The sequence below is a fragment of the Aquitalea magnusonii genome, assembly GCF_002217795.2.
In the GTDB taxonomy this organism is placed as follows: domain Bacteria; phylum Pseudomonadota; class Gammaproteobacteria; order Burkholderiales; family Chromobacteriaceae; genus Aquitalea; species Aquitalea magnusonii_B.
Genome location: NZ_AP018823.1, coordinates 2580962 through 2599671 on the forward strand (window position 1 = coordinate 2580962; position 18710 = coordinate 2599671).

19 protein-coding genes are annotated in these 18710 nt (G+C 58.7%); 4 read left to right on the forward strand and 15 right to left on the reverse strand.

Annotated elements, in window-relative coordinates:
* Positions 1 to 61: 61 nt before the first annotated feature.
* The 3 genes from DLM_RS12255 to DLM_RS12260 all read right to left on the reverse strand — a co-directional run bounded on the left by DLM_RS12255 (position 62) and on the right by DLM_RS12260 (position 3649).
* Positions 62 to 1243 carry an ABC transporter ATP-binding protein gene (locus tag DLM_RS12255; protein ID WP_089086108.1) on the reverse strand — a complete coding sequence of 394 codons (1182 nt, stop codon included), beginning with the start codon at positions 1241 to 1243 and terminating at the stop codon, positions 62 to 64.
* A 141-nt stretch (positions 1244 to 1384) separates the two neighbouring features.
* Complete coding sequence (locus tag DLM_RS23370) at positions 1385 to 1531, reverse strand: hypothetical protein (RefSeq protein ID WP_167467101.1); 147 nt, start codon at positions 1529 to 1531, stop codon at positions 1385 to 1387.
* Between the two features lie 300 nt (positions 1532 to 1831).
* Positions 1832 to 3649 (reverse strand): GGDEF domain-containing protein, encoded by a 1818-nt coding sequence (locus DLM_RS12260; RefSeq protein ID WP_089086107.1) that lies wholly within the window; start codon positions 3647 to 3649, stop codon positions 1832 to 1834.
* Between the two features lie 200 nt (positions 3650 to 3849).
* Between DLM_RS12260 and DLM_RS12265 the strand changes: the two genes are divergently transcribed.
* The 3 genes from DLM_RS12265 (at position 3850) to astE (ending at position 6567) form a co-directional block, all read left to right on the forward strand.
* Complete coding sequence (locus tag DLM_RS12265; RefSeq protein ID WP_089086106.1) at positions 3850 to 4638, forward strand: alpha/beta fold hydrolase; 789 nt, start codon at positions 3850 to 3852, stop codon at positions 4636 to 4638.
* 33 nt (positions 4639 to 4671) lie between these two features.
* On the forward strand, positions 4672 to 5457 hold the full coding sequence (locus tag DLM_RS12270) for an enoyl-CoA hydratase-related protein (RefSeq protein WP_089086105.1): 786 nt from the start codon (positions 4672 to 4674) through the stop codon (positions 5455 to 5457).
* Positions 5458 to 5559: 102 nt separating this feature from the next.
* Positions 5560 to 6567: a succinylglutamate desuccinylase gene (gene astE, locus DLM_RS12275; protein ID WP_089086104.1), complete on the forward strand. Its 1008-nt coding sequence runs from the start codon at positions 5560 to 5562 to the stop codon at positions 6565 to 6567.
* Between the two features lie 68 nt (positions 6568 to 6635).
* Here astE and flgL read toward each other — a convergent pair whose 3' ends face one another.
* The 12 genes from flgL to DLM_RS12335 all read right to left on the reverse strand — a co-directional run bounded on the left by flgL (position 6636) and on the right by DLM_RS12335 (position 17548).
* On the reverse strand, positions 6636 to 7550 hold the full coding sequence (gene flgL, locus DLM_RS12280; RefSeq protein ID WP_089086103.1) for a flagellar hook-associated protein FlgL: 915 nt from the start codon (positions 7548 to 7550) through the stop codon (positions 6636 to 6638).
* Positions 7551 to 7565: 15 nt separating this feature from the next.
* Positions 7566 to 9368, reverse strand: coding sequence for a flagellar hook-associated protein FlgK (gene flgK, locus DLM_RS12285; protein ID WP_231959847.1), 1803 nt, complete (start codon positions 9366 to 9368; stop codon positions 7566 to 7568).
* 43 nt (positions 9369 to 9411) lie between these two features.
* Positions 9412 to 10374 carry a flagellar assembly peptidoglycan hydrolase FlgJ gene (gene flgJ / locus DLM_RS12290; protein ID WP_089086102.1) on the reverse strand — a complete coding sequence of 321 codons (963 nt, stop codon included), beginning with the start codon at positions 10372 to 10374 and terminating at the stop codon, positions 9412 to 9414.
* 98 nt (positions 10375 to 10472) lie between these two features.
* Entirely contained in the window at positions 10473 to 11570 is a 1098-nt protein-coding gene (locus DLM_RS12295) for a flagellar basal body P-ring protein FlgI (RefSeq protein ID WP_089086101.1), read from the reverse strand.
* A gap of 26 nt (positions 11571 to 11596) precedes the next feature.
* Positions 11597 to 12277: a flagellar basal body L-ring protein FlgH gene (locus tag DLM_RS12300; protein ID WP_197715396.1), complete on the reverse strand. Its 681-nt coding sequence runs from the start codon at positions 12275 to 12277 to the stop codon at positions 11597 to 11599.
* Positions 12278 to 12398: 121 nt separating this feature from the next.
* Positions 12399 to 13181, reverse strand: coding sequence for a flagellar basal-body rod protein FlgG (gene flgG, locus DLM_RS12305; protein ID WP_089086100.1), 783 nt, complete (start codon positions 13179 to 13181; stop codon positions 12399 to 12401).
* Between the two features lie 52 nt (positions 13182 to 13233).
* A complete protein-coding gene (locus DLM_RS12310) occupies positions 13234 to 13974 on the reverse strand; it encodes a flagellar basal body rod protein FlgF (protein ID WP_089086099.1) in 741 nt (246 codons plus the stop codon).
* 47 nt (positions 13975 to 14021) lie between these two features.
* The gene (flgE, locus tag DLM_RS12315; protein WP_089086098.1) at positions 14022 to 15287 is read right to left on the reverse strand and encodes a flagellar hook protein FlgE; all 1266 of its coding nucleotides are present in this window, start codon (positions 15285 to 15287) and stop codon (positions 14022 to 14024) included.
* Positions 15288 to 15328: 41 nt separating this feature from the next.
* A complete protein-coding gene (locus tag DLM_RS12320) occupies positions 15329 to 16036 on the reverse strand; it encodes a flagellar hook assembly protein FlgD (RefSeq protein ID WP_089086097.1) in 708 nt (235 codons plus the stop codon).
* 15 nt (positions 16037 to 16051) lie between these two features.
* Entirely contained in the window at positions 16052 to 16462 is a 411-nt protein-coding gene (gene flgC / locus DLM_RS12325; RefSeq protein ID WP_089086096.1) for a flagellar basal body rod protein FlgC, read from the reverse strand.
* A 2-nt stretch (positions 16463 to 16464) separates the two neighbouring features.
* Complete coding sequence (gene flgB, locus DLM_RS12330) at positions 16465 to 16875, reverse strand: flagellar basal body rod protein FlgB (protein ID WP_089086095.1); 411 nt, start codon at positions 16873 to 16875, stop codon at positions 16465 to 16467.
* Between the two features lie 256 nt (positions 16876 to 17131).
* Complete coding sequence (locus DLM_RS12335) at positions 17132 to 17548, reverse strand: OsmC family protein (RefSeq protein ID WP_089086094.1); 417 nt, start codon at positions 17546 to 17548, stop codon at positions 17132 to 17134.
* A 123-nt stretch (positions 17549 to 17671) separates the two neighbouring features.
* Between DLM_RS12335 and tsaD the strand changes: the two genes are divergently transcribed.
* The gene (gene tsaD, locus DLM_RS12340; protein ID WP_089086093.1) at positions 17672 to 18697 is read left to right on the forward strand and encodes a tRNA (adenosine(37)-N6)-threonylcarbamoyltransferase complex transferase subunit TsaD; all 1026 of its coding nucleotides are present in this window, start codon (positions 17672 to 17674) and stop codon (positions 18695 to 18697) included.
* Positions 18698 to 18710: the final 13 nt, after the last annotated feature.

Here is an 18710-nt window from a genome sequence, read left to right on the forward strand (position 1 = left end):
TACAGGCGCAAAAAAAGCGGACACTCTGACGACGTATCCGCTTTGACCAACCGGGCAGCCCTTACTGGGTCAACACCACCGGAGCATCGGCACGCCAGCTGACAAATACCGGGTCACCCCAGGTGGGGGCGGTTTCGTCGGCATCGTACCAGCGCGAGGACGGCACCACCGATTTCACCACCTTGCCGCTGGCCAGCTTGATGTGGAACACGGAATAGCTGCCCATGTAGGCAATGTTTTCCACCACGCCGGCGGCCATGTTCGGGCCGGCAGCAACGGTCTTGCGGTCCAGACGGACATCTTCCGGACGGACACTGGCCCACACATGCATGCCCTTGGGACCGGTAATGCCGTGGTCGATGCGGACCACACCGCCCAGCTCCTGCGAGGTGATTTCCACCCGGTCGGATTCATCCACCGTCACCGCACCCTCAAACATATTGGTTTCACCGATGAATTCGGCGGTGAAACGACAGTTGGGGTAGTCGTAGATCTCGGTCGGGGTGCCCACTTGCAGCAGCTTGCCTTCGGACATGATGCCGATGCGGTCCGCCATGGTCATGGCTTCTTCCTGATCGTGCGTCACCATGATGCAGGTCACGCCCACCTTTTCGATGGTGCTGGCCAGTTCCAACTGGGTTTGCTGACGCAGCTTCTTGTCCAGCGCGCCCAGCGGTTCGTCCAGCAGCAGCAGCTTGGGACGCTTGGCCAGGCTGCGCGCCAGCGCCACGCGCTGTTGCTGGCCACCGGAGAGCTGGTGCGGCTTGCGGTTGGCATACTTGCGCATCTGCACCAGGTCGAGCATTTCGTCCACACGGGCGCTGATTTCCGCCTTGGGCAGCTTGTCCTGCTTCAGACCGAAAGCAATGTTCTCGGCCACCGTCATGTGGGGGAACAGCGCATAGCTCTGGAACATCATATTGACCGGACGCTCGTACGGCTCCAGGCCGATGACGTCCTCGCCATCCAGAATGATCTTGCCCGAGGTTGGGGAATCCATGCCTGCCAGCATGCGCAGCAGTGTGGATTTGCCGCAGCCGGAACTACCCAGCAGGGCAAAGATTTCGTGCTGTCTGATGTCCAGATCAACATGATCAACGGCAACGTTGTCACCAAATTTCTTCAGCACCCCACTGATTCTCAGATAGGGCTTGTCATTGGCTTGCACGCTCTGAACCTGCTTGGCAGCCTGTGCACCAGCAACTGATTGAACCGGCTTATTGGCCGCTACAGCATCCGTCATGATTTTGCTCCCTCCTACTATTCCAGCCTTGGCGGCTGATTTCGCGTGTCTGCGACCTGATTATCGGGTCAGCTTCCAGGATGGACAGACTGGCTGTCCCTTCCACTCGCACCTGATCCGCTTTCAAAACAATACCAGTCCCTACCGCGAATGGGCAGTGTCCGGCACAGAAAAAAGCGGGAAAAAAACGATCAAACCGGAAACGATAACACTACGAGGAGGTGTGCTGAAACAGGCGTGACCTGTGTTGCCGTCATGGATGGCAATGCGCGCGGTGGCATATTTCATGCTGGCTCCTCCCCTACTCTCCCAAACTACGATCAGTCTTGGGCCTTGATCACAGAATGGGCGTTTCCGTCCGCGTGATCAAACTTCCCGTTGCTGCCCAGAGCAGTCTTTGTGCTGCTCTTTTCTGGAGAGAAGCCTAGCTTACGTTTAATAAATTTGACAAGCCTCAAGTCAAAACTTGATCAAAAGTGACATGGCAATGTGGCTTCCCAGCCTCACAGCGCTGGTTTTCTGGAAAACAGGCAGCGCAGAGTGGAAATATTTGATACAAAACAGGCAAAGCAGGTCTGCTTGTTTAATTCATCGAACAGCCACGCTCTGCGATGGATCCGGCAGGGCAAGCTGCTGGCGACGCTCGACAAACAGGGCCGAGCCAAGCTGTTTTTTTGCCTGCTTCTTGGCTTCGGCCGTTGCCGAGCCCACTTCGTAGTGACTGGGATATTGCCCCGGCCCTACCCGCACCACGCCCACGGACAAGGAAGTCAGTGGAAAACGTACTTGCTCGCCGTTACGGCCAGTCATCTCGAAACCGCCGGCAGCCAGATGGGCAGGATCAAAAAAGCCACGCACGGTGCGATCAAACTCTTGCAGCATGGATTGCAGCTTTTGCTGCCAGTCGGTGGACTGCAGCAGCAGGGCGAAATCATCCCCACCGACATGGCCGACAAAATCACGATCCGGGTCGGCACACTCCACCAGCAGCCGCCCTACCAACTGGATCATCTCGTCACCAGCGGCATAGCCGTACAGATCATTAAAGGGTTTGAAATTGTCCAGGTCGGCATACGCCACCACAAAGGGCAGCCGTGCTTCCAGCAAGCGGTCTATGGCCTCGGACAGCGGCACATTGCCCGGCAGACCGGTCAGCGGATTGGCATAGCGGGCGGCGGAAATCTGCAGCTCGGTCATCTTGCGCATCAGGGCAAAACCGGTGCCCATGCCCAGGTAACGCCCCTCCTCGGTGATGATGAAGCCATCCACCAGGTAGCGCTGCTCGGACGCCACCACCAGGGTGGACAGCTCATGTACATTCAGGTCGGCACTGACAATCAGCGGCTGCTTGTCCATCATCATGGTGCAGGGCTTTTTGCCGTAAAGTTCACGGTTGAAGGGCTTGGCAAAGCTCTCCAGCAAATGATGTCGCCGCAACAGGCCAATCGGCACCCCATGCTCCACCACCGGAATGGCAAAGCGGGCCGGATCACCGGCAAACAGCCGGTAGGCGGCCTCGTTGGGGATATTGGGCTCCAGATAAGGCACTTCCTGCAACAAATCACGCGCCGTTGCCGTCATTTGCCAGGGCAGGCGCATCCTGCCTCCCGACCAGGACACCCCGCTGACATGAATCTGCAAGTCCAGTGCCGGCACCGGGCTGGGCCGTGCCAGCAGATAGCCCTGGCCGTAGCGTACGCCCAGGCGCTGCAAGGTGCGCAATTCGGCCACCGTCTCGATGCCCTCGGCCACCAGCAATGCGCCGGACTGGCGGGCGATATCCACCATCGAGCGGACAAACTGCTCTTTGAGCGGATCCAGATGCAGTTGTTGCACGAAGTGCTTGTCCAGCTTGACGAAATCGGGCCGTAACTCCGACCACAGCCTGAGGTTGGAAAAGCCCTCTCCCAGATCATCCAGCGCAATGCGAAAGCCATTCTCACGATAATGCTCGGTAGCCCGGCGCAAGGTGGAATAGCAGGCACTGGGGGTGGTTTCGGTCACTTCGATGATGATGCGCTCAGCCGGCAGGCCGATCTTGCCAAGAAACGCCAGTGTCTCGCCTTGCCGGTGCTCCGGTGCCAGCAAGGTGGCCGGACAGATATTCAGGAACAGCAAACCGGAGAGGCCCAGTTCGACAAAACGCTCCATGGTGACCTGGCGGCAGGTACGATCCAACTGCACGGTGAGATTGCAGCGCTCCGCCTGGTCAAACAGATTGACCGGCGCATGCAAGGCGCTGTTGGAAGGGCCACGGATCAAGCCCTCATAGCCAAAGACCTGGCCATTCTCGAGGTCGACAATAGGCTGGAACACCGGCTGCAAACGCCGTTCGTTGATGATCAGTTCCAGTTCCTGACAGCGCGAGCCCAATTGCTCAAGCGCAGCCACTTCCCTATCAGACATACAGTTCATATCCGGTGATCACGTCATCCCGCCATTGTACATCCCAGCACTTTAAACAGGATTAATGACAATCTGTTTACCTAAGCACGCTATCTGTCAGCAAAACCACAGCATACTGGCTGTGTGGCAACAATGCAGCCTAGAATGAAGTCATCCAGTGCCGCCATCCGGCGGACACAGCGCCCCTGGGAGCCTCTCTCATGCCTCACATCACGCTTGACGGCTATTCGCTGTTTTACGAAATAAGCGGACACGGTCAGCACACCCTGATGCTGTTCAATGGCATCACCATGTCGACACCGGCCTGGTCGCTGCTGACACCGGCACTGGAAAGTCACTACCAGGTACTGCGGCTGGATTTCCTCGGCCAGGGCCAAAGCGACAAGCCGGCAACCGAGAAATATGCACTGGCCACGCAGGCCGATCTGGCAGCCGCCCTGCTGGATGCATTGCAACTGGAAAAAGTATTCCTGGTGGGCTTGTCCTACGGCGGCATGGTGGCACAACACTTTGCCCATCGGCATGCACACCGGCTGCACAAGCTGCTGCTGGCCTCCACCCTGGCCTGGTCGGATGAAGCCAGCAACCGCATCAGCCAGAGCTGGATCGAGTGCAATCAGGCCGGCGGACTGGATTTGCGCTTCAATGCCAGTGTGCCATGGCTGTTTTCCAGCCGCTTTCTGGCGGCCAATGCCGCCATGCTGGAAGACATGAAAGTGATGGCAGGCATGGTGGACTGGGATGCCGTCATCCGCCTGATCAATGGCGTGAAAGAGCACGACGCGCGTAACTGGCTGCAACAGATCAAACTGCCCTGCCACATCCTGCTGGGTAACGAGGATAGACTGACACCGCGCTATCAGGCAGAACTGTTGCAGGAAAGAATCAGCGGTGCCACGCTGGAGCTGATTCCACACGCGGCACATGTATTGCATATCGAGGCAGCAGAAGCCTTTACCCGCAGCATTTTTCGCTTTTGCCAACCCTGAGGCGGCACCCACAACAACAACAAGGAGAAACGCATGGAAGACGCCGTATTACTGAAAGTCAGCCCGCAGGGCATCGCTACCATCTGCCTGAACCGGGGTGAACTGCACAATGCGCTGGATGACAGAATGGTGGAACTGCTGACCGCCACCTTGCAGACCGTGGCCGAGGATGACAGCATCCGTGTCGTGGTACTGACCGGCGAGGGCATCAGTTTTTCCGCCGGCCATGACAGCGCATGGCTGCGCAAGCTGACCGAATTTGACGAAGCCCGGCAACGCCGCGATGCGCAAAAGCTGTCCATCCTGCTAGAAACGCTGGACCACCTGCCCAAGCCCACCATTGCCCGGGTACAGGGTTCTGCCTTTGGCATCGGTGCGGCCCTGGTTGCCTGCTGCGATGTGTCCATCAGCGTATCCGAGGCCCTGTTCTGCTTTTCCGACGTCAAACTGGGCATCATCCCGGCGCTGGCTGCACCATACATCGTACGTGCCATCGGCCCGCGCGCTGCGCGGCGCTACTTTGTCACGGCAGAGCGCATCAATGCCGGCAAGGCACGCAGGCTGGGCCTGATTCATCAGACGGTGGAAAACGATGAGCTGGAGGATGCCGTTGAGCACATGTGCCGCCAGCTACTGCTGAACGGCCCGCAGGCCATGGTAGCGGCCAAGCAGCTGATTCGCGATATCGAACACCGTGATATCGCCCCCGAGGTGATTGCGCTCACCATAGACCGCATGGTAGCCCTGCGCCGCAGCGAAGAAGGCCAGGAAGGCGTCAAGGCCTTTCTGGAAATGCGCAAACCAGGCTGGATAGACTGAGGTTTGCCCAGAAACGGCATGCCCGTTCATCTACGCGGCATGCCGGCTGCACAGCAGCCGGAAATGGTTACAATCGGCCATCCCTATTGTGCAGGACTGCCAATGACCACCCCACCCTCCCGTTTCCTGCAGCAGGTGCTATCCGCCACGGCACCGCAAGCACAGGACTGGCACCTGGCCAGTGGCGTGCTGGCGCGCTGGCATAGTGACAATGCGGTTGAACTGCTGCCGGCGGCGGCCCATCCCGCGGGCCACCACATCCTGCTGTCCTGCGGCATTCATGGCAACGAAACCGCACCGGTTGAAGTCGTGGACAAGATGCTCGCCGACATTGCCAGTGGCAATCTGCCGCTGCAGCACCGCGTACTGGTGCTGTTTGGCAATCCCGACGCCATGCGCCAGGGAGAGCGTTATCTGGACTACGACCTCAACCGCCTGTTCTGTGGTGCGCACCAGCAACACCCCGACACCCGCGAGGCCGGGCATGCGGCACGGCTGGAACAGCAGGCCGCACGGTTCTTCCGGCATGCGCCAGCGACTGCGCCGCGCCTGCACTACGACCTGCACACTGCCATCCGTGGCTCGGTATATGAAAAGTTTGCCATCTACCCCTTCTTGCACCAGCGCGCGCATGATCCGGCCCAACTGGCCTGGCTGAAACACTGCGGCATCGAGGCCGTGCTGCTGCACAGCAAGCCGGCCAATACCTTCAGCTACTACACCAGCCACTACCATCAGGCGCATGCCTTTACCCTGGAGCTGGGCAAGGCACGTCCGTTTGGCCAAAACGATCTGTCGCGCTTTGCCGGCATCGACCAGGCGCTGCGCCAGCTAGTGAGCAATACCACCCCGGCGCTGGCCGCCTATCAGCCGGGTGACTATCCGCTATTTCGCGCCAAGTACGACCTGATCAAGCACAGCCAAGCGTTCCGCCTGTACCTGGATGCCGATGTGGAAAATTTCACCGCGCTGCCTGATGGTTTCCTGATTGCCGAAGATGGTGCGCAGCGCTATGTGGCCACAGGCGGGGCCGAGCGCATCCTGTTTCCCAACCCCGGCGTCAAACCCGGCCTGCGCGCCGGCATCATCGTGGAGCCGGCAACGCTGTAAACCCGCCAGGCAAATGAAAACGGCTACCATGTGGTAGCCGTTTCGTTTAACCCGCAATACTGCCGCCGTCAGGACATGTAATTGAACAGTGAAAGACTAGTGACCTTGTTGTAAACCAACTGGCTGTATTTCAAGGATGTCTGGGTCTGGGTGAAGCTGGTGATGGCACTTGGCATGTCCAGATCCTGCAAGTCACTGATGCCGCTCTTGTACTGCAGGCCCAGTTGGGTACCCATATCCTGCACGCTCTGGTTTTCCTGGCGGCGCGCGCCAATCGAGGCGATATTGGTGGCCAGATTCTTCTGCGCGGCATCCAGCGCCGACACGATATTGCCCATATCGGTGCTGTAGGTGGATGGCTTGGGGTTTTGCGCCAACAGATCATTCAAGGATTTGAGCGCGTCAAATACGGCAGTTGGACTGCTGGCATTGCCAAAGATATTGCTGCCGGCATCGGAAATCTGCATGCTGCGCGACGCACTGATCGGCACATTACGCTGGCCGGTGTCGCCCTTGTAGCTTGCGGTATAAGTGGCATCCAGCACATAGGGAGGCGTATCCACCTTGTTGCCGCTGAACAGATAGTTGCCCTTGCCATCGGTAGCATTGGCATAGCCGGTCATTTCGGAAATGCCTTCCTGCACCTGCTTCTGAATCATCAGCAACTGGTCGGATGACAAAACGGTATTGCCGGCCTGGATGGCAACGGCTTTCAGACTGGTCAGCAGATTGGAGGCATTGGACAGCTGCGACTCGGCCAGCGACAAGGTGGACTCTACCGCCTTGGTATTGGTGATGTACTGGCTGTTCATGCCGTCGGACTGGTTCAGCTGCAGGATGCGTGCAGCGGCCACCGGGTCATCCGCCGGAGTAACCACCCGTTTTTGGGTATCCAGTTGCGACTGCAGCGACTGTAGCTGCGATTGCAGCGACTGCATGTCGTAAGTGCCGGTCAAGTAAGAAGTAGCGGTACTGATTCTCATGATTCAACCCTCACCTCAGCCACCCATTTGCAGGATTTGCTGAAATAGTGTCTGTGCAATCTGAAGCACCTTGCCAGACGCCTGATATGCCTGTTGGTACTTGATCAGGTCGGCAGCTTCCTGATCCATGTTCACCCCGCTGACATTGGAGCGCGAGGTGGTGGCCTGCTGCAACAAGGTGGTTTGCGATGCAGATGCCAGCTTCACGGTATTGGTGGCATTGCCCACATAACTTACCGTGGTGGAATAGAAGGTCTGGAAAGACTGCAGGCCGGTATTGGTACCATCCTTGGTCTCGTCCACGATCTTGCGTGTCTGCAAACTCATCATCTCGCCCAGATTGTTGCCGTTGCCGATCACCGCGGTACCGGTAGGCACCGGGGAGACATTAATGGTCATGCCGGCTTTCATCTGGCCGGAAAGCTGGAACTTGATCCCCAGGTCATTGGCTGGCGAGGCATTGTCCACCAGCTTGTAACCATTGGATACCGTGGGGTCCGGCACCACATTGAAGGTCTGGCCATTGTCCGGACCACCGGTCAGCGTCGCCGTGATGCTGGTGGCGGTAGTGGCATTGATGGTCATGCCGGTCAGGCCGGTAGCCGGGTGTGTCGACACCGACGGCGGTGACGAGGTGCTGGCCCAGCCATAGGTGCCGGGCATGCTGGCCCACACGCCGGACAGGGTGACGCCGGTGCCCGATGGGGTGATGCCGCCCGAACCCAATTGCAGCGCGGAAGAAGCCGCCAGCTTGGACGGGTCGGCCAGCAACAGCTGCATATTGGCCACGGCATCCTGCGGATGCGAGGCGTAGCTGCTCATGTCGGTAAAGATCAGCCCCCCCTGGTTGCCCGACAGATCACGCCCCAACTGGTTCTGGTAATTCATGGCCGTGGTGAAGTCAATCGCCAGAGTCCCCAGCTTCTGCTGGGTGGTCAGCAAGGGGCCGTCACGGTAATCCAGATAGCCCGCCAACTGCCCGCCAGCCAGCGCCGTGCTGGGTACCACGGTAGTGGTGCCATTCGGATTGGGATAGGTAACTTGCACATTCAGCGGATTGGCCGGGTCCTTCTGGGTACCCAGCTTGGTAAGCACGCTGCCCATCACCAGGGCCTGGCCATTACCGATGAACACGCTGTAGGTGCCATCAGACTGCGGCACGGCCTTGGCCGTCACCAACTTGTTCAGTTGCTCCATGGCCTGATCACGCTGGTCCATCAGGTCATTGGGCTGTTGCTGGGTGTTGCCGGCGGCAGCGGCGGCAATCTGGTTATTCAGATCGGCAATATTCTGCGCCAGGGCATTGATGCTGTTTACCGTGCTGGTGATCTGCGAATTGGCACCGGCCTGCATTTGCGACAGGTTGTTGCCGATGGCTGTGAAGTTGGATACCAGCGCCTGCGACATATTGACCACGGTCTGGCGGCTGGGAATCGACGAAGGGTCTTGTGACAGCGTCTGCAGGCTGCTGTAGAAACTCTGGAAAGAGTTGCTCAGGCCAACGGTGGGATCGGACAGCAGATTATTGATCTGGTTAAGCTGCGACAGCTGGCTGGAGTAGTAATTGCTGCCGGACTGGGCGGCCAACACCTGGGAATCCAGATATCTGTCGTAGATGCGGCTGACACCGGTGATATCCACGCCCTGCCCCAGATAACCAAAGCCTTCCTGCTGCGGCATGCGGGCCGCCTGGCTCATGACCTGACGGTTGTAGCCGGGGGTGTTGCCATTGGCAATGTTCTGGCCGACGACAGACAGCGCAGTTTGCGCTGCGTTCAGACCGCTGACACCAATGGAAAAAATATTCGAGCCCATCATCACCTCTCTGCAGTCTTATCGACCGCAACTGCTGAAACTTTAATCAAGACCGTACCGACTGCTGCCCCAGCGAGGCAGCCACATCCACCAGTTTGCGGGCATAGCGCGGATCCGTGGCATAGCCGCCGTTTTGCAGCCCCTGGGCAAAGCCGGTGACATTGCGCCCTTGATTGAGAGCCGCCTGATAGCGCGGCGAGTCTTTCAGCATGCGCGCATAGTCACGGAAGGCATCGGCATACGAATCATAAGAGCGGAATTTTTCCACCTTCTTCTGCGCGGTGCCGTTTACATATTCGGTGGTGGTGATACTGGTGGACTTACCCTGCCAGTCAGCCGTTGCCTTGATGCCAAACAGATTGTGCGAATCACTGCCATCGGCATTGCGAATGGCACGCTTGCCCCAGCCGCTTTCCAGCGCGGCATGGGCCACCACAAACTCGGGTGCCACACCCAATTGGGCGGCAGCAGTACGTGCATGCGGCAACATGCCCTGCACAAAACCCTTGCCATCACTACTTACCGTCGAGGAGGCAGCAGCACCCGTGCTGCTACCCGCCGTTGCCGCCTCACTCTGGGCAGCCTGATAGGCCTTCAGGCCGCTGGACTGACTGAAGCGGGCAGGCAATACCGGACCGCTGTTGCCGGCATGCAAGTTGGATGCGTCCTGTCCGGGGTCAAAACCGGCCTGCTTGGCAATCTGCTGGTACACCAGATTGGCAATGCCCATCCCGCCGGCACGGCTGAGTGACTGCACCATCTGCTGGTCCAGCATGCCGCGGTAGGTATCCATGGCGGAGTCGCCTTCATCGTCAAACTTGGTCTCGCGCATGGTTTTCAGCATGGTTCCCATCAGCAGGGCTTCAAACTGCGACGCCGCCTCCTTGGCTGCCCCCTGCGGATCCTTGGCCATGCGCGAACGCAGACTGGACATCTGGGTAGGGTCTACCGCCAGTTGCTGGTTCAGGGCATCGGCTGCCGAATAAGTAGTGGAAAACTGCGTCGTCATGTCTCGCTCCTTGCGCCGTTAATAGCAAGAAACGGGCCAATGCAAAAAGGCCCCGCAAGCGGGGCCTCAATGACAAGAAAACACAAGACAAGACAGGCTCAGATGATTTGCAGATCGGCCTTGAGTGATCCGGCGGCTTTCATCGCCTGCAGGATGGAAATCAGATCCTGCGGGGTGGCACCCAAGGCATTCAATGCGGACACCACCTGGTTGAGATTGGCGCTCTTGGCCACTTTCAGCACCTTGCCGCCATCGCTGGTGACGCTGACATTGGCTTGATTGGTGGCCACGGTCTGCCCGCCGGACAGGGCTGGCGGCTGGCTGACCTGCGGGGTGTTGTTGATGGTGACGGTCAGATTGCCATGGGCGATGGCGCATGGTTCCAGCTGCACGGCCTGGTTCATCACGATGGAACCGGTACGGGCATTGATGATGACCAGAGGGGAAACTTCTGCCGGGTCGACGGCAAGATTTTCCATCCGCGACAGAAACTGCACGCGCTGATTGGAATCGAAAGGCGCACGCACTTCCACCATGCCGCCATCCACCGCCCGCGCCGTACCATTGCCGAATGCCTTGTTGATGGCTTGCACCACCCGATTGGCCATGGTGAAGTTGGCTTCCTGCAGTTCCAGGTTGATGAACTCGCCACTGCCCAGCGCGGTAGGCACTTCACGTTCCACCGTGGCACCGCCGGCAATGCGCCCCACGCTTAACTGATTGACCTGCGCCTTGCTGCCACCGGAGGAAGCACCGGCACCGCCTACCAGCACATTACCCTGGGCCATGCCGTAGATCTGACCATCCGCCCCTTTCAGTGGCGACAGCAGCAAGGTGCCGCCGCGCAGGCTTTTGGCATCGCCAATGGACGAGACCGTGACATCCAGCGCCTGGCCTTTGCGGGCAAACGGCGGCAGCGTGGCGGTCAGGCTGACAGCCGCCACGTTCTTGGGATCGACCTTGGTGCCAGGGGGAATCTGCACACCAAGCTGAGTCAGCATATTGGACAGAGACTGGCCGGTGAACGGTGAGGAGGTCACTTTGTCACCACTGCCATCCAGGCCCACCACCAGGCCATAACCCAGCAATTGGTTGGAACGCACACCGGCAATATTGGTAATGTCCTTCAGCCGTTCGGCGGCCGGCGCATGCGCCACTGCCAACATGCAGGCCAGGGCAAGCAGGAATTTTTTCATGATGTCATCCAGTCCGGTTCCGACCGTCAAATGGGAATGATGCTGAGGAAGAACTTGGCCAGCCAGCCCGGTTCGTTATACAGGCGGTTATTACCCTTGGTTTCCTGCTCGATGCGGGCATCCGCCACCTTGAGCGATGACACCGAACGATCTGCGGCAATATCACGCGGATTCACCACGCCGGACAGGCGGATGGATTCGGTATCGCCATTGATGCGCACCACCTTTTCCCCACTGACAATGAGATTGCCATTGGACAGCACTTCAATCACCGTCACGGTGATGGAACTGACAAAGGTAGTGGCTACCTGATTGGTGCCCTTGCCGGTATTGCTGGCCGAACCACTGCCATTGAACGAAGCGCCCAAACCCTTGGTCAGGCTGCCCGGAACGAAGGGAAGCTGCATGCCGCTGGAGATATTGTCAGTCAGCGCCGAGGAGCGGGTGGCGGTGGTTTGTTCCGACTGCGAGGTGGAAGATTTTTCCTGGATATTGATGGTGAGGGTGTCGCCAACCAGCGCAGGCATCTTGTCCTCAAACATGGCGCGATAGCTGCCCGCCTGGAAAATAGAGCCATTGGCCGGCAGGGTAGCAGCCTGCGGTTGCGGTCTGGCCGTCATCGGCAGGGTTACCAGAGGGGGCTCCTGGGCTGCACACCCCGCCAGCACAGCCAGCAGGCCCAGCACCATCCATTTCAGCATATTCATTTGCCCTCCTCCTGCATCGCATACCTGTCTGACACGCGATTCTAGCCCTTAATTGCACATCACAAAACTGCAGCACTCACCAGCAGACCATCAGCCAGACCACTGCCGGAGATCATCCGGCTTACATCTGTGTCAGTTTCTGCAGCATCTGGTCGGCGGTGGTGATGGCCTTGGAGTTCATCTCGAAAGAACGCTGCGCGGTAATCATGTTGACCAGCTCTTCGGTCACATTCACGTTGGAGCCTTCCAGAAACCCCTGTTTGATGATGCCGCGGCTGTCGGTACCCGGATCACCATCCTGCGGGTCGCCGGACGATGCACTTTGCAGGTAGAGGTTATTGCCCACACTCTCCAGCCCTTGCGGGTTGATGAAGGTGGTGAGCTGGATGGTGCCGGCGGTTTGCGGGGCCGGATTATTGGGCAGGAAATACTGCACGACACCAGCATTGGATACGGTGATCTGGGTGGCCGTACCCGGGATATTGATATTCGGGTTCAGTTGATAGCCATCGGAGGTGACAATATCCCCATTGGAGTTGCGCTTGAACTCGCCATCGCGGGTGTATGCCGTGGTGCCATCCGGACGCAGGATGCGGAAGAAACCATCACCGGTGATGGCCCAGTCCAGCGGCTGGCTGCTTTGCGTCATATTGCCCTGGGTGAAGTTTTTGGCGGTTGCCACGGCGGTGGCACCCGTACCAACCTGCAAGCCGGTGGGAGTGGTGCTGCCATCAGCCAACTGCGCCCCCGGTTGACGCAGGGTCTGATAATACAGGTCTTCGAAAATTGCGCGCCCGCGCTTGAAACCAACAGTATTGACGTTGGCCAGGTTGTTGGAAATCACATCCAGGTTGAACTGGCTGGAATCCATCCCGGTCTTGGCAACATAAAGCGCACGCATCATGGCGGTATTTCCTCAGTATTCTTGTCTGTTATCTGTTTGGTGAATGCAGCGCTCAACCCATGCTCAGCAACTGGGTGGCTTTCTGATCGTTCTGATCGGCGTTCTGCATCAGTTTGATGTTCAGGTCGTATTGGCGGCCATGGGAAATCATCTGCACCAGGCTTTCCACCGCATTCACATTGCTGGCTTCCAGCGTTTCCGGCACCAGCTTGACATTGGTGTCGGCGGTGGCGGTATCACCATTATTCATGCGAAACAAGCCATCCGGGCCTTTGTAGACTTCCTTGTTGCCGGGATTGACCAGCTTGATCTGGCCCAGCAACTGCGGGGTGCGGTCAGTGCCATTGAGCGGCACACCGATTACCGAGCCATCCTGTCCCAACTGCACCTGATAGCCGGTGGGCACCGTGATCGGACCGCCATCCCCCATGATGGGCAGGCCGCTACGGGTGCGCATCATGCCATTGGCGTCCAGCACATAGCCACCATCGCGTGTGTAAGCCTCATTGCCATCGGAAGCCTGCACCGCAAAGAAACCGGGGGAACCCAGGGCAAAGTCGCTGGGGCTGCCGGTATGCATCAGACTGCCCTGGCTCATGTCATGGCCAATGGTGTTGTCCACCACATAGGTACGGGTGGGAGCACCCGGCCCGACTACCGGCAGGGCGCGGAAAGACGCCAGATCGGCCTTGAAGGCGTTGGTATTGGCATTGGACAGATTATTGGCCGTGGTTGCCTGCTGCAAATCGATATGCTTGGCGCCGGTCATGGCCAGGTACAGCATCTTATCCATTGATTCCCCGCTTCCTCAGGCTGCTTTGCTCAGTCTTGTTTTATTGCTTACAGGTTGATGATGGTCTGCATCAGGGTGTCTTCGGTCTTGATAGTCTGCGCATTGGCCTGGTAGAAGCGCTGCGCGGTAATCATGTTGACCAGCTCTGCCGTCAAATCGACGTTGGAATCCTCCAGCGCCTGCGACTGCACGGTACCGGCATTACCCGAGCCTGGCGCATTGTAGGCCGGCACACCCGACTGCAGGGTCTGCTGCCAGCGGTTGCCACCTTCGTTTTGCAGGCCTTGCGAGTTGGTAAAGGTAGCCAGCGCCACCTGCCCGATGATCTTGTTCTGACCATTGGAGAAGCTGGCCATGATATTGCCGTGGGTATCGATATTCATGCTGCTCAGGGTACCTGGCGCATAACCATCCACGGTTTCGGTCGGGGTGCCGGAGGCCTGGGCAGTTTGGGTAGAGCCGGTATAGTCGACAGTGAAGTTAAGCGGCGTAGAAGATCCATTAGGACTTGTCGCGGTATAGCTGACACTGAACGGCGCGATCGTGGTGGGCGGAGTGGTAGATGTGGTAGTGATCAGATTACCCGAGGTGTCGTAGTTCATGGTGTAGGTATTGGGCGTAGTGGCCGGATTACCGTCCACATAGGCCGTTACCGTCCACGGCGTACCGGTGGCAGTGGGCGTACCCTTGACGTAGTACAGGGTCAGATTGTGCTGGTTGCCCAGGCTGTCATACACCTGTGCGGCATTGGACCAGTTGAAGGTCTTGGTATTGGTGGGGTCCAGCGGCGTCACCGTAGGGGTGCTCAGGCGGGAATCCAGATTGACCCCCATGGTGACCTTGGTGGTGGCGGCCGGCGAAATCAGGTTGGTTTGCAGTTTCAGGTCGGTCACCGGGCCTTGGGTCACCACGCCGTTATTGGCCATCCAGCCTTGCAGGCGGTCATTGCCATTGACGATGTAGCCATCCTTGTCCACCTGGAACTGGCCATTACGGGTGTAGGCCAGCGAACCGGTGGAAGATGTGGGGTTTTGCCGCACAATGAAAAAACCATTGTTGTTGATGGCCAGATCAAGGCTGCGACCAGTCGGGGTAATGTTGCCGGCACTGAAGGACTGGGTTACCGCGCTCACCTGCGAGCCGATACCGGAACTAGTACTGGCCACACCATAAAAGCTGGTGGAAAACAGATCGCTGAACTCGGTACGCGAACTCTTAAAGCCAACGGTGCTGGCATTGGACACGTTATTGCCAATGGTATCCAACTGCGAGGACGCCGAATTCAGACCGCTCAGACCTTGTTGAAAACCCATATTGCTACTCCCCGAAACCTGATTGCACTAATGACCTGGATTTAAGATAGCTGTGCCACATTGGCCAGACCGACGCTGGTGCCGTCTTTCATGATCAGCTGCGGCGTACCGCTGGCCCAGCTCACTGCTGTCACCGCCTGATTGGCATAAGGCGTGGCGGTAACTGCCGTGGTGCTGGCACTGGTGGCCTGGGCGCTGAAGGTGTACTTGCCGCTGGGCAACTGGTTGCCATTGGCATCCTTGCCATCCCAGTCGAAGGTATTCAGGCCATTGCTGGGGCTCTTCACCGTGAGGGTGTCCACCACCGTGCCATTGGCATCCTTGATGCTGACGGTGTAATCGGTTGCCGCGCCGCTGAGATTCACCGCCCCTTGCACCGAGCTGCCGCTGCTAAGGTTGAGCGCATTGCCAGGCACCAGCGCCTGCTTGCCTATCATGGTGGCAGCCATCATCGACTGGTTGGCCGCTTGCGACTGCACCAGGCTCTGCATCGAGGTGTTCAGCGTCTGCATGCCGGATACCTGGCTGATCTGCGCCATCTGGCTGGTGATCTGGCTGTTATCCATCGGATTCATCGGGTCCTGTGCCTGCAACTGGGTAACCAGCAGTTTCAGGAAGCGGTCCTGAATACCTTTGGCACTGGTGTCGTTGTTGGCATTGGTGGAAGTAGTGGAACTGGTGCCACTGCTGCTGGAGCTGCCGTTGAGTACTGCATACGGATTGGACGAGGAATTAACCGAGCTGGTCATGGCGCTGGCCTTTCATCACTGCCCCAGCTGCAGGGTTTTCTGCAGGAGGGTTTTGGCGGTATTCATCATTTCCACATTGGTCTGATACGAGCGCGAGGCGGAAATCATGTCGGACATTTCCTCGACCGGATTGACGTTGGGCATGTTGACATAGCCCTTCTCGTCCGCCAGAGGATTGCTGGGGTCATACTTCAGGCGCGGCGGCGTCTGATCTTCCACGATGGAAGTCACGCGCACCCCCGCCACCTGCGGCTGGGATGCTGTCACCGGCAGCGCGGTAAACACCACATGGCGGCCCTTGTAGGGCTGCCCGGTGGAGCTGGTGGCGCTTTCCGCGTTGGCGATATTACTGGCCACCACGTTAAGTCGCATCGACTGGGCGGTGAGCGCGGAACCGGAAATGGCAAAGATATTGGCAAGAGACATGCTTACTGACCTCCACCGGTAATGGCGGTATTCAGACTGGAAATACGCTTGCTCAGGAAAGTGAGCGTGGACTGGTATTGCAGTGCGTTATCCGCAAAAGCCGCACGCTCCACGTCCATATCCACGGTGTTACCGTCCAGGCTTTGCTGTACTGCATTGCGATACTGCACGGCGGGCTTGCCGGCGGCACCGGCGGCATCGCCCGGCAAGTGGCGCGCATCGGTTACATTCAAGGCCAGCTTGTTCTGACTGCCTTGTGCCGACTGCAGCGCCTGCTTGAAGTCGAAATCCACCGCTTTGTAATTGGGGGTGTCGGCATTGGCAATATTGCTGGCAATGACTTCCTGGCGGTATGCGCGCAGATTCAGCGCCCGCTGCTGAAAATCGAACTCCTTGCCAATCTTGTCCAACATGACCGTTTCTCCCTGAATGCGTCCCGATCATTAGCAGGAATCATGCCAGCCGCAGCAATCCGCCTAGAAGCCTGATTTTATTGATGGCGCAAGCCGGTCACACCCTGCGCCCCCCCGCGCCAGCCAGCCTGGGCGGCAAGTTTTGCCGCTGTGCCACCGCGGCTGCCGCCAGCGGCAAAAACAAGACCGCCGCTACCTGATGGCAGCGGCGGTCTTGTGTTACCGAACCGGACACCGGGGGAGCCGGGAGCAGGCATCAGCTCTCACGCAGCTCGAAGTCGTGGGTGATGTCGGCGGTCTTGCCCAGCATGATGGAGGCCGAGCAGTATTTTTCTGCCGACAGCTTGATGGCACGCTCCACCACTTCCGGCTTCAGTTCGCGGCCAGTCACCACAAAGTGGAAATGAATCTTGGTGAACACCTTGGGTTCGGTATCCGCGCGCTCGGCTTCCATTTCCACCCAGCAGTCGGTCACTTGCTGGCGCGACTTTTTCAGGATGGAAATCACGTCATAACTGGTACAGCCGGCGGTTCCCAGCAACAGCAGTTCCATCGGCCGCGGGCCCAGATTACGGCCACCACCTTCCGGCGCACCGTCCATCACCACCGCATGGCCACTGCCGCTTTCGCCCATGAAACACACGCCATCCACCCATTTGAGTCTTGCTTTCACTACCTGTCCCTTCCTGATTTTGTTGCGCGCCAGAAGCGCCGATCGGCACAGACTATCATTCCAGATTTGGGCAGACAAAGATTAGCCGGTAAAATGGAAAGATTGCCCCGTTATAAAGCCATCATGCTGGTACTTGGAATCGAATCATCGTGCGACGAAACCGGCGTTGCACTGTACGACCTCACGGCGGGCCTAGTTGCCCACCAACTGCATACGCAAATGGCCATGCACGCCGAATACGGTGGCGTGGTGCCCGAGCTGGCCAGCCGCGACCATATCCGCCGCGTCATCCCGCTCACCGAAGCCTGCCTGGCCGATGCCGGTAAAACCCTGGCCGATGTGGATGCCATTGCCTACACCCAGGGCCCCGGCCTTGGCGGTGCGCTGATGGTGGGAGCCAGCGTGGCCAATGCGCTGGCCTTTGGCCTGAACATTCCGGTAATCGGCGTGCATCATCTGGAAGGCCATTTGCTGTCGCCGCTGCTGGCCGACCCGCGCCCGGACTTTCCCTTCATTGCCTTGCTGGTTTCCGGCGGCCACACCCAGCTGATGGCAGTGCATGGCATCGGCCAGTATGAAGTGCTGGGTGAAACGCTGGACGATGCCGCGGGCGAAGCCTTCGACAAGACAGCAAAGCTGCTGGGCCTGCCCTACCCCGGCGGCCCGCTGCTGTCACGGCTGGCCGAAGAAGGCGACCCGACTCGCTTCAATCTGCCCCGCCCCATGCTGCACAGCGACAATCTGGACATGAGCTTCTCCGGCCTGAAAACCGCCGTGCTCACCCTGAGCAAGCAAGTGGAAGCCGAACACGGCCAGATTGACGAGCAAACCCGCAAGGACATTTGCCGCGCCTTTCAGGAAGCCATTGTCGAGGTGCTGGTCAGCAAGTCGCTCAAGGCGCTGAAACAGACCGGCATGAAAAAGCTGGTGGTGGCCGGTGGCGTGGGTGCCAACAAGCAGTTGCGTGCCGCGCTGGATCAGGCCGCCAGCCGTCGCAAGCTGCAGGTGTACTACCCGCCACTGGCACTGTGTACCGACAACGGCGCGATGATTGCCTTTGCCGGTGCCATGCGGCTGCGGCATGCCACCGCACCGGGTGGCTATTCCATCAAACCACGCTGGGACCTGTCCGCCCTCCCCGCTGCTTAATACCGCGTCGGCA

Excerpts from the sequence above, each read along its gene's own strand:
- DLM_RS12255 (WP_089086108.1), bottom strand. The coding sequence starts at position 1,243 with ATGACGGATGCTGTAGCGGCCAATAAGCCGGTTCAATCAGTTGCTGGT.
- DLM_RS23370 (WP_167467101.1), bottom strand. The coding sequence starts at position 1,531 with ATGAAATATGCCACCGCGCGCATTGCCATCCATGACGGCAACACAGGT.
- DLM_RS12260 (WP_089086107.1), bottom strand. The coding sequence starts at position 3,649 with ATGTCTGATAGGGAAGTGGCTGCGCTTGAGCAATTGGGCTCGCGCTGT.
- DLM_RS12265 (WP_089086106.1), top strand. The coding sequence starts at position 3,850 with ATGCCTCACATCACGCTTGACGGCTATTCGCTGTTTTACGAAATAAGC.
- DLM_RS12270 (WP_089086105.1), top strand. The coding sequence starts at position 4,672 with ATGGAAGACGCCGTATTACTGAAAGTCAGCCCGCAGGGCATCGCTACC.
- astE (WP_089086104.1), top strand. The coding sequence starts at position 5,560 with ATGACCACCCCACCCTCCCGTTTCCTGCAGCAGGTGCTATCCGCCACG.
- flgL (WP_089086103.1), bottom strand. The coding sequence starts at position 7,550 with ATGAGAATCAGTACCGCTACTTCTTACTTGACCGGCACTTACGACATG.
- flgK (WP_231959847.1), bottom strand. The coding sequence starts at position 9,368 with ATGATGGGCTCGAATATTTTTTCCATTGGTGTCAGCGGTCTGAACGCA.
- flgJ (WP_089086102.1), bottom strand. The coding sequence starts at position 10,374 with ATGACGACGCAGTTTTCCACTACTTATTCGGCAGCCGATGCCCTGAAC.
- DLM_RS12295 (WP_089086101.1), bottom strand. The coding sequence starts at position 11,570 with ATGAAAAAATTCCTGCTTGCCCTGGCCTGCATGTTGGCAGTGGCGCAT.
- DLM_RS12300 (WP_197715396.1), bottom strand. The coding sequence starts at position 12,277 with ATGAATATGCTGAAATGGATGGTGCTGGGCCTGCTGGCTGTGCTGGCG.
- flgG (WP_089086100.1), bottom strand. The coding sequence starts at position 13,181 with ATGATGCGTGCGCTTTATGTTGCCAAGACCGGGATGGATTCCAGCCAG.
- DLM_RS12310 (WP_089086099.1), bottom strand. The coding sequence starts at position 13,974 with ATGGATAAGATGCTGTACCTGGCCATGACCGGCGCCAAGCATATCGAT.
- flgE (WP_089086098.1), bottom strand. The coding sequence starts at position 15,287 with ATGGGTTTTCAACAAGGTCTGAGCGGTCTGAATTCGGCGTCCTCGCAG.
- DLM_RS12320 (WP_089086097.1), bottom strand. The coding sequence starts at position 16,036 with ATGACCAGCTCGGTTAATTCCTCGTCCAATCCGTATGCAGTACTCAAC.
- flgC (WP_089086096.1), bottom strand. The coding sequence starts at position 16,462 with ATGTCTCTTGCCAATATCTTTGCCATTTCCGGTTCCGCGCTCACCGCC.
- flgB (WP_089086095.1), bottom strand. The coding sequence starts at position 16,875 with ATGTTGGACAAGATTGGCAAGGAGTTCGATTTTCAGCAGCGGGCGCTG.
- tsaD (WP_089086093.1), top strand. The coding sequence starts at position 17,672 with ATGCTGGTACTTGGAATCGAATCATCGTGCGACGAAACCGGCGTTGCA.